Here is a 14,757-nt window from a genome sequence, read left to right as displayed (position 1 = left end):
GGCTATTTGTGAAATCGTTGCGTTATGTGAGAATCATTCTGTTGGCAAATGCTCAGCTTAATTCATTTCAAGTTTTATTTGTTGCTTCTTTTTATGATTGTATCCTAAATAAAGAACAGTACAAATCAATGGGATAACCCCTGAAATCACATATAATCCTCTGAATGAAGTGAGTGATTTCAATATACCCATCAAATAAGGGCCGACACCAAGACCTAAATCTAAACCGATAAAGTAGGTTGAAAGAGCAATACTGATTCGGTGCTCCTTCACGATCTTTAAGCAAACCGCTTGACCGTTTGACATAAATGTTCCGTATCCTAGACCAACGAGTGCACCAGAAAGCAATAAAGTAATGCTATTTGTTGTTATACTTAATAAGAATAAACCAGCTGTTAAAAATAGGTAGCTAGGATACATGACATATTGTTCACCTTTTGCATCAAAGATGCGTCCAGTTAATGGCCGAGTAAAGGTAATGACTAAAGCATATACTACGAAGAAAAATGAACCAGCGGAAACCAAATGAATGACTTTAGTATAAGAAGATAAGAAAGACAAAACACTTGAATAAGAAAGACCCATCAAAAATGCGATACCAGTAATAAATAAAGCTTTCTTTTCGATAAAGCCGTTGATGTTCCAAGAACGTAATGAAGTTCTTTGTTCATCAGACAATACGATATTTTTCACTGGGAAAAATATACAAGCAATTGTTACAAGAAAAACAAGTACGATTGAGAACCAAATAATAAAGTGGAAATCTGTCAAATTAAGTAAGATCATTCCTAAAAATGGTCCAATAGCAGCAGCTAAACTTGTACTTAAACCGTAATAGTTGATTCCTTCACCTTTTTTAGATTCAGGAATATAGGCAGTTACGATCGCGTTTGTTGCAGTTGAAACTGTTCCATAACCAAAACCATTTAAAAAGCGAACAAGATATAAAACACCGATTGATGGTGTGTAAAGATAAGCTAGAGTTGAAAGGAAATAAAAGATCGCACCGCCACGCAATGTGAACTTACGACCGAAAAGTTCCAATTGTTTTCCCATAAATAAGCGAGCTAATAGTGTACCAATAATGTAAATCCCTGATGCAAAACCTGCCTGGCTCATGGTAGCATGTAGATCATCTTGCGCAATGACTGCGATGATGACCATAAGTAAATAGTAGATCAAATAGACAATGAAGTTGATAAGTGTGATTCCGATAAAATATTTATTGAATAATTTCTTTTCCATGTGCTCTGTAAGGTCCCCTTAATCTGAATATGCTTTTAATTTTTCAATTTGGACTTCGACGTCATGATAGTTTGACGGATAACGATCCACCAATTGACGAATAAATAAATCACGAGTTGTCATAAATAGATCAAGAAATTCTTCTAACTCGTTTGATGGTTGTTCATCCACGGCTTTAACTAACTCAATAGAGTTTTGATACGCATCATTTAAGAAGACTAATGATGCTTTCATATCAAATCTTGTTTGATAAGCCGTCTCAAGTCGATTAATGATTGTTTTCATCCAATAGTTCATTTTTTTCCCTCTATTCTTAAAAGTTTTTACATTCGCAGTATACCGAAACAAAAAAAAGAAAAAAATCGCGTACGTAATATAAAATAGTACTTAACAAATGTTAATATCATTAGTAAAATACTTTTGAACTTTAAAAAGTACAGAAATCTTGTATTATCTTTTTTATATGAAAGTTTGGATGGGGGAGCATCATTGGACAGTAGAGTACTGAAGGAATATTTGGAAAGAAATAATTTTCCAATTGTACGAAAAAGATATCATAAGTATCTGACGTTTGAAGGTGTGGAAGATTGCTACACTTATATATTGAAAGAAGGAACGGTGAAAGCGAGTGTCATTTCAAATGACGGAAGAGAATTCAATCTGAGATACATAAAAGATCTTGAAATCGTCTCACTGATCAAAGATGAATATTCTCAGTTTATTGATTCTCCTTATAATATTCGAGTAGAATCAGAATATGCAGAATTTTATCGAATCAATCGTGTAAAGTTTTGGGAGCAGATCAACGATGATCCTAAGATGCAACATTACGTCAAAGAGTATTATCGTTATCGCTTACTCTATTCAATGAAAAAAATGCAACAAATGTTATTGAATGGAAAGTTAGGGGCGGTTTGTACACAATTATATGAATTATATGACCTATTTGGCGTTCGAACTGAGGAGGGACTGATGATCGATTTCATTATTACTAACGAAGAGATCGCTAAGTTCTGTGGGATCTCTACAGCAAGCAGTGTTAGCCGTATTTTAAAGCAGCTGAAAAAAAGCGGGATTATCAAAGTGAAAGACCATCGGATCATCATTACGAATATGGACTTACTAGAAGACAATATCATTTTCTAAGAACAAAAATATACTTAACAAGGATGAACAAGGATCCTTTTTGAAGTGATCCCAAAAAGCGTCATGCACCTATAAAAACGGATCATTGAAAGTTAAGCTTAACTGCTTAGCTTTTTTAGGCTCATTGATAAATGATGTCGTTAATAAGAAATCTTAGAATAATCAGGACAGAAAGAACAAAAAAATCTTTCTGTTCTTTTTTTATATACGAACAAACTAGCAGCACCACTAGAAGATAGATGATGTCTACTGTTTATTATCTTTGCATCTGGAACAAAGATTATGTTGCTTTAGCTTTTTATCAAACATTGCTTTTTGCGGTAAAGGAAGGAATTACCTTCAAAAAAGCTGGGTAAATTCTTTATTAGATGGGAATGCGTTTTTTAAAAAAATGTAGGCAGGAACAGTCGTTGAATTACGATAGAATCGTGGGTTCAAATCAGAAGTTCAATATTCTAGTGCGGATATTTCCGCAATTTTTAGATAAATCTAAGATACTGTTCAACCTCGAATACCCCTTTCTTTTTAAGTAGATTCAGCGCTACGACTTAGCAAAATTTGGACCATCTGTTACTATTTGTAAATATTTCGGTTAGATGGTTATCCCCAAATGAGTCGAATGGAGTTCGAATTGCAAGTTCGCCAATTTAGACTTGGCTAAATTTACTTGATAATAGGCATCGATGAGAAATCATTAGGAAAAAATATTTTTGTAATTTAACTGTTTACATTTTTTATTTTATGGTGTAGTATTACACCATAAAATAAATTATAAATGGAATTTAATTCCTGGAGGCAGAAAAATGAACGAAGTTTTAGCAAAAATCAAAGGTGGCGTAGTAGTTTCTTGTCAAGCATTGGAGGATGAACCACTCCACAGTCCCTTTATCATGGGGCGCATGGCATTAGCAGCGCAAAGAGGTGGAGCGATTGGTATCCGAGCTAATTCAGTTGTAGATATTGACGAAATCAAGCAAACAGTTCAATTGCCGGTTATCGGTATTATCAAACGGGATTACTCTGATTCAGCGGTTTATATTACCGCAACGAAAAAAGAAGTCAACGAACTATTGGCGACTGACGCTGAGATTATTGCTTTGGACGGCACGAAACAAGTACGACCACAGCAAGAAAAAGTAACAGACTTAGTAAAACAGATTCACGATGCTGATCGTTTGGCAATGGCAGATTGTTCAACATTGGAAGAAGCAATTGTTGCTGAGAAGAATGGCTTTGATATCGTTTCGACTACTTTAGCAGGTTATACGCCTTATTCCTATAAAACTGAGAGCCCTGATTTTGATCTATTAAAAAAAATCGTTGCTAATGTGACTGTGCCAGTGATCATGGAAGGTCACACTAATGAACCAGCTCAAGTGACCGAAGCTTTTAAATTGGGTGCTTTTGCCGTTGTGGTAGGTTCAATCATCACGCGTCCGCATTTAATCACACAACGTTATGTAGCAGCGGCACAGAAAGGAACACCGGCATGAATACCAGTTTGAAAAATAAATTATTAGTGTGTGATCTGGATGGAACATTACTGGATGCACAAGGTCAGATTGATGAAAAAAGTTTAACTTTGATCAAAGAATTTTGCGCAGACGGGGGACATTTTGTTGTTTGTACAGGACGTATGGACACAGATATTCAATTTATTGAAGAGAAACTTGGCATTAAAAGTGAGTATCGAATCAGTCAAAATGGTGCTGTGATCTATGATAAAAAAAACCAATTAGTAGCCAGCGCAACGATTCCTTTAGACTATATCAAAGCTTTAAATGAAGTGATTTTTAGTCAAGGATTGCGGACGGAGGTTTCAAATCTGACAAACCGACTCTTTCCTAGCCCACGGGATCCTGAAAATGTAGCTGAATTTGTGGATTCTTCTATCATAATTGAAGATCTACCGGCTTTTGTAGCAGAAAAGGAAAAACAACCGACGATTTATCTGACTTTTGGCACAAAAAAGGAATTTGAAGTGATTCGTCAAAAAATTGAGGAGACGTTAGGAAAAGATAAAGTGAATATCGTCATGACGAGTTCGTCGTCTTTGGAAATTTTTTCAAACAAAGCTTCTAAAGGTGCCGCTGTGCAACGTGTGATCGAATGGTTAGGTCTGGGAAAAGATCAGGTTTATGTTGCTGGAGATGCAGAAAGTGATACGTCTATGTTTTCTCTGACACCAAATTCTTATGCCGTGCAAGAAGCTACAGCACAGATCCGAGCAAAGGCAATGTTCTATCGTTCCAATGTCGGTGAGGTTGTCAAAGATATTTTTCAACAAACTAAAGGAGCTAACTAAAATGGTCAAAATTTTATATGTACCATTAGATGAACGACCTTGTAATATTGATTATCCCGTCAATACTGCGATGGTTGCACAGGATATTGAGCTGTTGGTTTTGCCAAAAGGATTGATGGGATATAAGAAAACACCAGGTAATAGGAAAGCAATCGCCGATTTTATTGCTCAAGCAGCTAAAGAGGTGGACTATGCGGTAATCTCAACTGAAATGCTTTTATATGGGGGGGTATTACCATCACGGTTGCATCATTTTGAGACGTTTCAAATCAGCGACTATGAACAAAAAATTCGACAGTTGAAAACGGAAAATCCTCAGCTGAAACTGTATCTATCCAATTTGATTATGCGCACTCCTAAGTATGACAGCAGCGATGAAGAGCCAGATTATTATGAAACATATGGCGCGGCGATTTTTCGCCATGGTTGGTTGCAGGATAAAACAGTACGAGAAGGCTTAACGGAGGAAGAAACCGGTGAATTAGCGCTTTTGAAACAAAAGATTCCAACTGAGTATCTTGTTGATTATGAAAAGCGACGGATCTTCAATGCTGAGGTGGATTTGACTAATATTCGGTTGTTAGAAGCGGGTGTAATCGATTTTCTAGCGATTCCCCAAGATGATTCCGCTCCTTATGGCTATACAGCGATTGATCAGCAGAAAATTTACGGAGCAATTGCGGAAAAAAATCTCAAAGACCAGGTTATGGTTTATCCAGGAGCAGATGAAGTAGGCTTTACGTTGTTAGCTCGTGCATACAATGATTACCATCAATTGATACCAAAAGTCTATGTTCATTTTGCTTCGACTTTTGGGGCCGAATTGGTACCGCTTTATGAGGACCGAATAATTAACGAAAGTTTGAAGGCCCATGTCATGGTAGCTGGGATGCAGCTATGGTCAGATCGCCGAACGGCTGATTTGATTTTAGCCTATAACACGCCAGGGAAAATCATGCAAGAGTCGTGGGATCAATTAACGAAAAAGGATGTGACTTATGATTCATATCGTCATCTATTGACCTTTGTCAGAGAAATCAAACTCGATTTGGCAGTAGGGCGAAAAGTTGCCATCTGCGACAGTGCTTTTGCTAATGGTGGGGACTTGGAATTGATTGCAATGTTGGACAAACAAGGAATCTTAGATCAATTGCTGTGTTACAAAGCGTGGAATACCAATTGTAATTCTTTGGGCAGCACCCTAGCAGCGATGACTTTTGTCTTGCAACATCCTAATGAGGCACAGCGGTTGGATAATTTAGCTAGTAATCTGTTTGAAGATGCCTTTTATCAAGCAAGCGTTCGTCGCAATCTGACGGATGATTTGCTACCTCAATTAGGTAAAAATTATTTTGACATTGTAGGTAAAGAACAGGAAGTTATGGAGGCTTGTAAAAAATCCCTTTTAATGTTAGCTCAATTTTATTTATCAAATAGCTTCAAAGGGGAGACGTTCCACTTTAAGAAATTGGAATTTCCGTGGAAACGGATGTTTGAGATTAATTGCCAAATTACTTTAGAGGAGGAGAAATAAATGCAAGACAATGCACTTTTAAATAAATTGTTAATATTTGCCAACAAATTCTCAAGTCAGCGACATATTACAGCAATTCGGGATGGTTTTGTTGCTTTGATTCCATTGACTATCATTGCTTCGTTTTGGGTATTAATCAATAATCTCATCTTAAGTCCTCAGAATGGTCTTTTGAAAAACGTTGCTGGAGCTGCTCGTTGGATGGATTTGGGCGGGCAAGTCTATAATGCAACGTTAGGAATCATGGGGATCCTGATCGCATGTACGATTGGTTATAAATTATCCCAGAGCTACGGTGAGGATGGATTGTTTGGCGGGGTAATGGGGATTGTGTCTTTCGTACTAGTCTTACCAGCCCAAACGACATTAGTGGATATCAAAGGCAATAGCGTAACGGCTGGGGCAGTCTTGACCCAAACTCAAACTAGTGCGACCGGAATGTTTTTAGCAATTATTGCTACTTTGATTTCAGTAACTTTACTCAATAAACTTTCTAAAAATGATAAGTTGAAGATCAAAATGCATGAAAGTGTTCCTCCTTCCATCGCTCGTTCCTTCAACATTTTGATTCCAGCATTTTTGGTAACTACGATTATGGGATTGGTTGAAGTTTTGGTGATTTGGTTGCTTCATGCAGATATTCCATCTTTGATTGAACGCTTCTTTCAAGCACCGCTACTGGCTTCTTTTCAATCTTTAGGTGGCGTTTTGATCTATGTATTCTTGAGTAACCTTTTGTGGGCATTTGGTTTACATGGAACATTCATTTTAGGTTCAATTGGAGAACCCGTTATGCTGACAGCGATCCAACAAAATATGGATGCGTTGAAAAAAGGAGCTGAACTACCTAATATCGTCACCAAACCATTCCTAGATTGTTTTGGTTGGATGGGTGGCGGCGGAATGCTTTTCTGCTTGGTGATTGCGATTTTAATCGCTTCAAAACGAGAAGATTATCGTTCCATCACAAAAGTTGGTTTGATTCCATCAGCTTTTAATGTCAGTGAACCGTTGATGTTTGGTCTGCCAGTTGTTTTCAACCCGCTGTTAGCAGTTCCTTTGGTTTTGGTGCCAATCATAACGACAAGTATTGCTTATATAGCAACGAGTGTTGGCTTGATCGCAAAAACATCTGCTTTGATACCATGGACGACACCACCAATCCTTTCTGGTTATTTAGCTACTAATGGCGATTGGAAGGCTTCAGTTTTACAAGTTATTTTATTAGCTTTAGGGGTGGTCATCTATCTACCATTTGTTTATTTAACCAATCGAGAAAAAAATTAATCAATCTTTCTTTAAGAAAAAAGTATAGAACTAAAAAATATCTAATATAACCCGAATAACTTTAGACTGAAACGCTCAAAAGTCATGGAACTGTGATTTCTGATCACTTGGACTGCAGAGTAATATCTAGGTTATTCGGGTGCTTTTTTTGAACACTCTTTTTGAGGCTGTATTCAGTTTGTTTTTAACTAAAAATTTAGCATGGAAACTTCCAGCCAGTACCTATAAGCTCGAAATTTTCTGAGCCGAAGACTAGAGCATCTGTCGCAAAATGACGGAATAAATTTGAAGATAACTTTTTGGTATTTCTTCTCTTACATTGTCAAAAAGTGGCTAAGATTTCTCTTACGTTTTAATAGGATAAGTTTTAGCCACTATAATCTTTCCGTTTATCTTAGCTTATTCTAATTAGATATAACTATATGTGAAACGTTTTTGTGAATCCATCGAGTTTTAAGCGGAATAGCAGAATTTACGATCTGGTTTTCGAGACTGGGACAACACTTGTCTTAGTCTCTTCTCGTATCTCTAAAAACGGATAAATGGTGAGACAAAAATGTTCTGATGCACAACTAGTGTAGTGTCGAGGTCATCAAGTGGATGAATGAATTGGCAACAGTTAGTTTTGGATGATTTCCCCGAAGAACTGTTAATTGCTAATTTTCAGTTTGATTAGTTATTTCAACACTATACTAGGTCCTTTTCTTTTAGCGCTATCAAATCTATAATGGAAGAAACGATAGGAGGGGATGGTATGGATTTACTGCCTAAAATTAGCAGTTATTTTCCGTCTTTGAGTAAATCTGAAAAAAAAGTGGCACAACTTATTTTAAGTAGTCCAGATGAAATTCCTAAATTATCCATTAATGAACTTTCATTGATGGCTGGGGTTGGTGAAAGTACGATCATTCGCTTTGCTAGAAAGATTGGTTTCTCCGGGTACCAAGATCTGAAATTTGAGTTAGCTAAGAGTCAAGCAGCAATTGTCCGAGCAAGCGATTCCGAGGAGAAAACGGATGCCGATTTAATTTATGATCAGTATCAACAAAGTTTGCAAGAAACCCGAGAATTTATCCAAAAAGCCGATTTAGCTGCAGCTGCCCGCCTGATTCATAACACGAGTAGGATCGTGATTTTTGCAGTAGGGAGTTCTGGCCTGATTGGTTCGGAGTTGGCGAATCGGTTGAAACGTCTGGGAAAACATGTGGAATTCGTTCAAGATGGGCATCTCCAAAGTATCAATGCAGCATATATGATACCCGGGGAAGTCTGTTTTGCAATCAGTACCTCTGGAAACACACCAGAAGTGATTGCTAATATAGAGTTAGCACAATCTCAGGGCTGTCAGGCGATTGCGATCACTAATTATATGGGCTCAACGGTCGCTCAAATTAGCCAAGTTGCTCTGATCGCTTCAGCAAAGGAATATTCATCTGATGCAGGTTCTTTTACCGCCGCAATCAATCAACTGTATGTGATCGATGCTTTGATCAAAGAGCTTATCCATTTAGCACCAGAACGGTATCACCAGTCCCGGCTTAAAGCAAATAAAGCATTGATGAAACGGATTTAATTAGCTCTTTGGCAATAAGGTTGGAAGAGTTGTATAAAATGAAATCTGAGACAGAATGAACAAATTTCTGTCTTAGATTTTTTGTATGATTCGTAATCAACCGAGAGAACACTAGTTAGCAGATCAGCTTACACTGCTCAAAGAATTTAATCCTACAGTATAAAAGAACGGTAAAAGTGCACTGATTCAGTCAGTCTTTGAGGATTATACCGGTAAAATAGGCTTTCAGTCGTAGAGAAAACCACCCGTGTGAACGGGTGGTTTAGAGTTCAGCGATATGGGGAAATGGGACTATTGAAAAGATGATCATTGTTAGAAGCTTCGTCCGCCTCCGCCAAAGGTGCCTCCGCCACTTGAATGGGTGGTGCTTCCGCCTCCGCCACTGCCAGGTGGGGGACTTTTTGGGATACGGCGGGTAGTGACGAATGAGTTCGTTAAGCGATCCGTTTTGTCCGTTAATTTTATTGTTGATTTTTCACGGAACGGGTATTTATACGTACCAGATTTCAACTGATACCTTGAAACTGTCACAAAGTAGAAGACCAAGCTTAAAACCAAAGCAAGGACAATCGAAATCACTATTTCAACAGGTGTTAGGACTTTATAGCGAGTGATTTTCCCTGTTTCTTCATCCACGCGATAATGACCGCCTGGTACGCCATCTGTGACATATTCACTTGCCTTTGTCAGATAAGCTTGCGCCGCTTCGTAATATGCGTCGTTTGACATTTGATCGTAGACGTCGTCAAGGATCGCATCAATTCGATTATCATCTAGATAGTCGATCATATTACCTGAAGTAGAGATATAGATTTCACGTTGGCCCATATCTAGTAATAAGACGGAGCCGTTATTGTTGTTGCCGACTGCTTCTCTTAGGTAATCGTCAGCAAAATCACGTGGTTCTTCGGAATTCGAAGTTGTCGTCACAATTAAGACTTGCCCCTTGATTTTTTCATTTAGAGGCTGAACCTGTTTTTCCAAGGATTGGATCTGTTCTTGAGTGAACAGGCCAGCTTCATCGTTGATCGGCGGTGTGGTAGCTTGAACAGAAGAGGTCCAGAACAAGCCGATAGCTGTCAAGAAAAATAGGAGAATTTTTTTGTTCATATTAGATACCCTCCAATCATAAAGAGGATTGCTAAGACGGCAAAGATTCCAAAGGCTGTCAGACCAAGTTTTTTGTGACTGATGGGTAAAACACCACTGACTTTACCTGTTTGTCCATTCATTGCATAGTAGTAAACTTTTTTATTTTTATCACTGCTACGGTAGGTGACTAGCCATACAGGAAGAAGAACATACTCATTTTTCTCGCTTGTGATATCCGCAGAGGCATGGACGTTCGTTAGTGTCGTATAGCCACTTGCAGTATCTCGTAGCAGTTTTTCTGAATAGTCTTGAAGCTCAGATTGGACTTGAGATTTGATTGCTTGGTATTCAATATCACGTTTTTCAGCTTGGAAGCCAGCCAAATACTGACTTTTAAAGTCGATGGCTTTCTCTAAAGGAAATGGTTGAACAGTTTCTACCATTTTTTGTTGGGTATTTTTTGATAAGGCATTTTTTACCAACTCTTTAAAAGAGAGAGAACCTTCTCTGTGTACAGCAAACTGTTTTGTTTCCGTATATTCGATATCACCGACACGCCAGATACGGATAACAGTTCCATTTGCTTGCAAAGAACCATCTACGGTAGCATCAGTTGCCCAATAAGGGAAGTAGACTCCTGTTAATTTATCTATTTGGTCTTTGTTGAAAAACGCTTTAGGAACAAACCATTTTTTCTTTGTCCACGTTAAGAATTTAGTGATGGCTTCTTCTTTTTCTACAGCAAAGGGTAGGACTTTATTCGGTAAAAATTTGCCACTCAGTCGTCCGGACAAAACAACCGGATTATGACAATAATAGCAATAAGTTGCTGCAGTCGTTGCATCTGTCACGATTTCTGCACCACAGCTTGGGCAAAGAAACAATTCCATTGTTGCCTCATTATCCTCATTTTCCATCGTTCCAGTTGGTGTTGTATCATCTGCAGAATCAGATAGTCCACCAGCTTCTGCGAATGCTTTTTTCTCTGCATCGTCCATCTGATCTAGTTGTTCTTCCGCAGTAAAGGTAAATTGATCGGCTCCGTTTTCCTCAGCAGAAGTTTGCTGTGTTTGGGCACCGCGAGCTTCTTTTTGTTCTTGTTCGTATTGGCTAACTTCTTCTTCCGTATAGATATTTAGACAGTAATCACAATGGAATTTTTGATCATTGGGGTCAAATGTTAAGGGACCACCACAGTTGGGACATTTATGCGTAAGAACATCCATCCGCGCCACACCTTTCTAATACTTAATCAAGTGGGATACCTTTGAATGGTTTTCCGCAATTTGGACAAAACTTAGGGATACCATTTGAAAGATCCACGATTTCATGACACTCACTACATTTCATTTGTAATTTCGGTTGGACGTTTGCGACAGGTTTTGCTGTACCACAGTTCGAGCAGAATTTACCTGTATTTTCTGTGCTGCAGACAGGACAAGTCCAAGTGTTTTCGTTGCCTTGAGCTGCTTGTTGATTTTGTTTTTCTGCTTGTTGTTGGTTGATCTGTTCTTGATTATTTTGTGCAGCTTGTGAAAGGTACGTTCCATTTGCATTCATGCCCATACCCATACCCATAAAACCAGTCATAGCACCAGCATCATTTTTACCAGCAGCTTCCATTCCACGAGCGATTGATCCTTGGACGTAACCTTCTCGGACGCTAGGATCGCCTAACATAGCACCTTCGTTTCTCATATTGATCAATTTGACAGAGTCATCTGTATAAGAAATACTTGCGACCGCAACAGAAACGATTTCCATTCCGCGTAGCTCGTTCCATGAGTCATCTAAGACATTTCCCATATATTTACTTAATTCTAAACTTTTAGAAGGAACGTAAGAGATACGTTGACCATCTGCAGACATTTGGTTGATTGCAGATTGTAAAGCGGTTAAAAATTCTGCTAAATACTGTTCGTTGATATCCGAGATGTCCACTTGTGTTTTGTTTTTAGGGATAGCATTGGTATAGAATAAGATCGGATCAGTGATATGGATCGAATACGTACCATGCGCACGTAAAAACAATTCAGCGTTATAAAAATTATCAAAGTAATTGAGTGGTGAACTTGTCCCAAACTTGATTTCTTTTATTTCTTGCAGATTGATATAGAAAACCTGTTGTTTCTGAGGTGTGACACCGCCAAATTTGAAACGGTCGAAAGTTTCTGCAATCGCGCTTTTCAATGAACCATTGAACATTGAGGGAGCAGAATCATTTTTGATCGTATAGTAGCCTTCTTCAGCAGTATAATCGATGATTTTTCCACCATCTACGAGAAGCATCATCATATTTGGATAGACATGGACCACTGAACCATCTGTTAGAACATCTTCTGTGCCTTTTCGGTTTGACCCACGTTTGTCATCTTTTCGTACTTTTACGCCCTTTGTCATGACGGTGGTATCGCTCATATCATCAGGTTCAATGACCTCCACCCACTGATCTGCTAATCCGCCGCCGATCATGCTTGTTGCTGCTTTGATAAGACCCATAAAAAATTCCTCCCTAATGAAAGTGTTTTTGTAATAAATTGATGATTTCATTATACCATAGGGGAAATGAAAAGCGCTCGGTCGAAAGATGTAGAATCAGGCTTCGAACGAAAGAATTTATAGGGAAAAAGTACTCTTATGTGGGGGTAGTTAATGAATGAGCAACGATAAAAAAGCAGAAACTATACGAGAACTATAGTAGTTTTTTTTTCTAAAATCACGTATAATAAAAGATAGTGAATTTTTAAAAAAAAAGGGGGATCCTCATGGCATATCAAGCACTTTATCGCGTCTGGCGTTCCCAACGTTTTGACGATATCGTTGGACAAAAAGCAGTTACCCAGACCTTGAAGAATGCTATCGTTTCCCACAAAACTTCTCATGCTTATCTGTTTACAGGACCACGGGGAACTGGTAAAACGAGTGCAGCTAAAATTTTTGCAAAAGCAATCAACTGCCCAAATAGTAAAGATGGTGAACCCTGTAACCAATGTGAAATGTGTCAATCGATTACTGCAGGAACGCAAGAAGATGTCATTGAAATCGATGCAGCAAGCAACAACGGGGTGGAAGAAATCCGCTTTATCCGAGATCGAGCCAATTATGCACCTACTAAAGCAGCGTACAAAATCTATATCATAGACGAAGTCCATATGCTTTCTACTGGAGCATTCAATGCCTTACTTAAAACATTAGAAGAACCAAAAGAAAATGTTATTTTTATTTTAGCAACCACTGAACCGCACAAGATTCCTGCAACAATCATTTCAAGAACACAACGATTTGATTTCAAGCGGATCACCGCAGCAGATATCGTTGAACATCTGAAATTTATTTTAGACCAATCAAATATCACATATGAAGAACCAGCACTGGGCGTGATCGCAAGAGCTGCAGAAGGCGGGATGCGTGATGCTTTGAGTATCATGGATCAAGCGATCTCATTCAGTGATGGGACCGTTACTTTGGATGATGCGATGCAGGTGACCGGAAGTCTGACAAATGAGATGATGGATGCGTATCTAAGTGCGTGTGTGAATAAAGATGTTCCTAAGGCATTAGAGGCGTTGACCAATATTTTGGCAGCCGGGAAGGAATCTCGCCGTTTCTTAGAGGATCTTTTACAATACTGTCGGGATCTATTGATGTTCCAACAAGCACCGAACCTTTTAGCGGAACAAACGACATCTATCAGAGAGCCTTTTGTGGCACTATCTAAAGAGGTCACAGCTGATCGCTTATTCCAAATGATCCGCATATTGAGTGACACACAAAATGAGATTCGTTTTACGAACAGTGCAACGATCTATTTAGAAGTAGCGACAGTCAAATTAGCACAGGCTCCTAGTAATGGTACAAGCCAAGAAAGCGGAGTAGCTGATCAGCTTGTGAAGCAGTTGCAAAAAGAAATCAGTGAACTAAAAAAAGAAATCAGTGAACTAAAAAAAGAAATCAGTGCTATCAAGACCAATGGAGGTGCCAATCAAGCACCTGCCAAGCAAACGCACGCACCTGTTCAGAAAAAGCAAGCAAGTACGTATCGCGTACCAACTGAACGTGTCTATAAAGTATTAAAAGAAGCGACAAGAAAACATTTGAATAATGTCAAAGAAGTCTGGGATGATCTGCTAATGAGCCTATCTGTGACTCAACGAGCGATGCTAAAAGCAAGTGAACCTGTTGCTGCTAGTCCCAATGGGTTAGTGATTGCTTTTGACTATGAGATCGTCTGTCAACGAGCAGCGAATGATGAAGAACTAAAGCTTTCGATCCATAACAACCTTAGTCGGATGATCCAAGATTATGCACCAGAGCCAGTTTACATCACCCGAGAAAGCTGGCCTCTGATCCGTAAAGATTATCTGATCCAAGCAAAAGACAGTAGCACAGAAGATTCATTTGCGCCAGAAGATGAAGCACAAGAAATCGAATTGATTCCTCAAAATGAACCGCAAGAAGAAACGATCGTTACAAAAGCAGAAGAGATATTTGGACCTGACATTGTGACTATCGTCGATGATTAACAAGTGATTATAGAATGAATAGCAATTAAATGAACTAAAGGAGAATGATATT

Annotated in this window: 12 protein-coding genes; 7 read left to right on the top strand and 5 right to left on the bottom strand. The window is 38.5% G+C overall.

Annotated features, from left to right (window positions below; translation table 11 throughout):
• Positions 1 to 57: 57 nt before the first annotated feature.
• On the bottom strand, positions 58 to 1,245 hold the full coding sequence (locus tag IGI47_RS11470) for an MFS transporter (protein ID WP_311929577.1): 1,188 nt from the start codon (positions 1,243 to 1,245) through the stop codon (positions 58 to 60).
• An 18-nt stretch (positions 1,246 to 1,263) separates the two neighbouring features.
• Entirely contained in the window at positions 1,264 to 1,542 is a 279-nt protein-coding gene (locus IGI47_RS11465; RefSeq protein ID WP_005878249.1) for a hypothetical protein, read from the bottom strand.
• A gap of 192 nt (positions 1,543 to 1,734) precedes the next feature.
• Between IGI47_RS11465 and IGI47_RS11460 the strand changes: the two genes are divergently transcribed.
• The 6 genes from IGI47_RS11460 (at position 1,735) to IGI47_RS11435 (ending at position 9,090) form a co-directional block, all read left to right on the top strand.
• Positions 1,735 to 2,391 (top strand): Crp/Fnr family transcriptional regulator, encoded by a 657-nt coding sequence (locus tag IGI47_RS11460; protein ID WP_311929576.1) that lies wholly within the window; start codon positions 1,735 to 1,737, stop codon positions 2,389 to 2,391.
• Positions 2,392 to 3,194: 803 nt separating this feature from the next.
• Positions 3,195 to 3,884, top strand: coding sequence for an N-acetylmannosamine-6-phosphate 2-epimerase (locus tag IGI47_RS11455; RefSeq protein WP_311929575.1), 690 nt, complete (start codon positions 3,195 to 3,197; stop codon positions 3,882 to 3,884).
• Positions 3,881 to 4,696: a Cof-type HAD-IIB family hydrolase gene (locus IGI47_RS11450; RefSeq protein WP_311929574.1), complete on the top strand. Its 816-nt coding sequence runs from the start codon at positions 3,881 to 3,883 to the stop codon at positions 4,694 to 4,696. The genes IGI47_RS11455 and IGI47_RS11450 overlap by 4 nt, the downstream gene beginning before the upstream one ends.
• A 1-nt stretch (position 4,697) precedes the next feature.
• Complete coding sequence (locus IGI47_RS11445) at positions 4,698 to 6,230, top strand: DUF4127 family protein (protein ID WP_438784274.1); 1,533 nt, start codon at positions 4,698 to 4,700, stop codon at positions 6,228 to 6,230.
• The gene (locus tag IGI47_RS11440; protein WP_438784272.1) at positions 6,231 to 7,517 is read left to right on the top strand and encodes a PTS sugar transporter subunit IIC; all 1,287 of its coding nucleotides are present in this window, start codon (positions 6,231 to 6,233) and stop codon (positions 7,515 to 7,517) included.
• Positions 7,518 to 8,271: 754 nt separating this feature from the next.
• Complete coding sequence (locus IGI47_RS11435) at positions 8,272 to 9,090, top strand: MurR/RpiR family transcriptional regulator (RefSeq protein ID WP_438784270.1); 819 nt, start codon at positions 8,272 to 8,274, stop codon at positions 9,088 to 9,090.
• A gap of 312 nt (positions 9,091 to 9,402) precedes the next feature.
• Here IGI47_RS11435 and IGI47_RS11430 read toward each other — a convergent pair whose 3' ends face one another.
• Genes IGI47_RS11430 through IGI47_RS11420 form a run of 3 tightly spaced genes read right to left on the bottom strand, consistent with a single transcriptional unit; the run spans position 9,403 to position 12,681 of the window.
• On the bottom strand, positions 9,403 to 10,200 hold the full coding sequence (locus tag IGI47_RS11430; protein ID WP_311929569.1) for a TPM domain-containing protein: 798 nt from the start codon (positions 10,198 to 10,200) through the stop codon (positions 9,403 to 9,405).
• Positions 10,197 to 11,408: a TFIIB-type zinc ribbon-containing protein gene (locus IGI47_RS11425; RefSeq protein ID WP_311929568.1), complete on the bottom strand. Its 1,212-nt coding sequence runs from the start codon at positions 11,406 to 11,408 to the stop codon at positions 10,197 to 10,199. Before IGI47_RS11425 ends, IGI47_RS11430 begins: the two co-directional genes overlap by 4 nt.
• A gap of 22 nt (positions 11,409 to 11,430) precedes the next feature.
• Entirely contained in the window at positions 11,431 to 12,681 is a 1,251-nt protein-coding gene (locus tag IGI47_RS11420) for an SPFH domain-containing protein (RefSeq protein ID WP_438784268.1), read from the bottom strand.
• Between the two features lie 266 nt (positions 12,682 to 12,947).
• Between IGI47_RS11420 and dnaX the strand changes: the two genes are divergently transcribed.
• Entirely contained in the window at positions 12,948 to 14,705 is a 1,758-nt protein-coding gene (dnaX, locus tag IGI47_RS11415) for a DNA polymerase III subunit gamma/tau (protein ID WP_438784266.1), read from the top strand.
• The last annotated feature ends 52 nt before the right edge of the window (positions 14,706 to 14,757 follow it).

The sequence above is a fragment of the Enterococcus sp. AZ191 genome (genome assembly GCF_051713845.1).
In the GTDB taxonomy this organism is placed as follows: domain Bacteria; phylum Bacillota; class Bacilli; order Lactobacillales; family Enterococcaceae; genus Enterococcus_B; species Enterococcus_B durans.
Note: the sequence above shows the minus strand (reverse complement) of the source record. Positions and strands in the feature narration are given on the sequence as shown.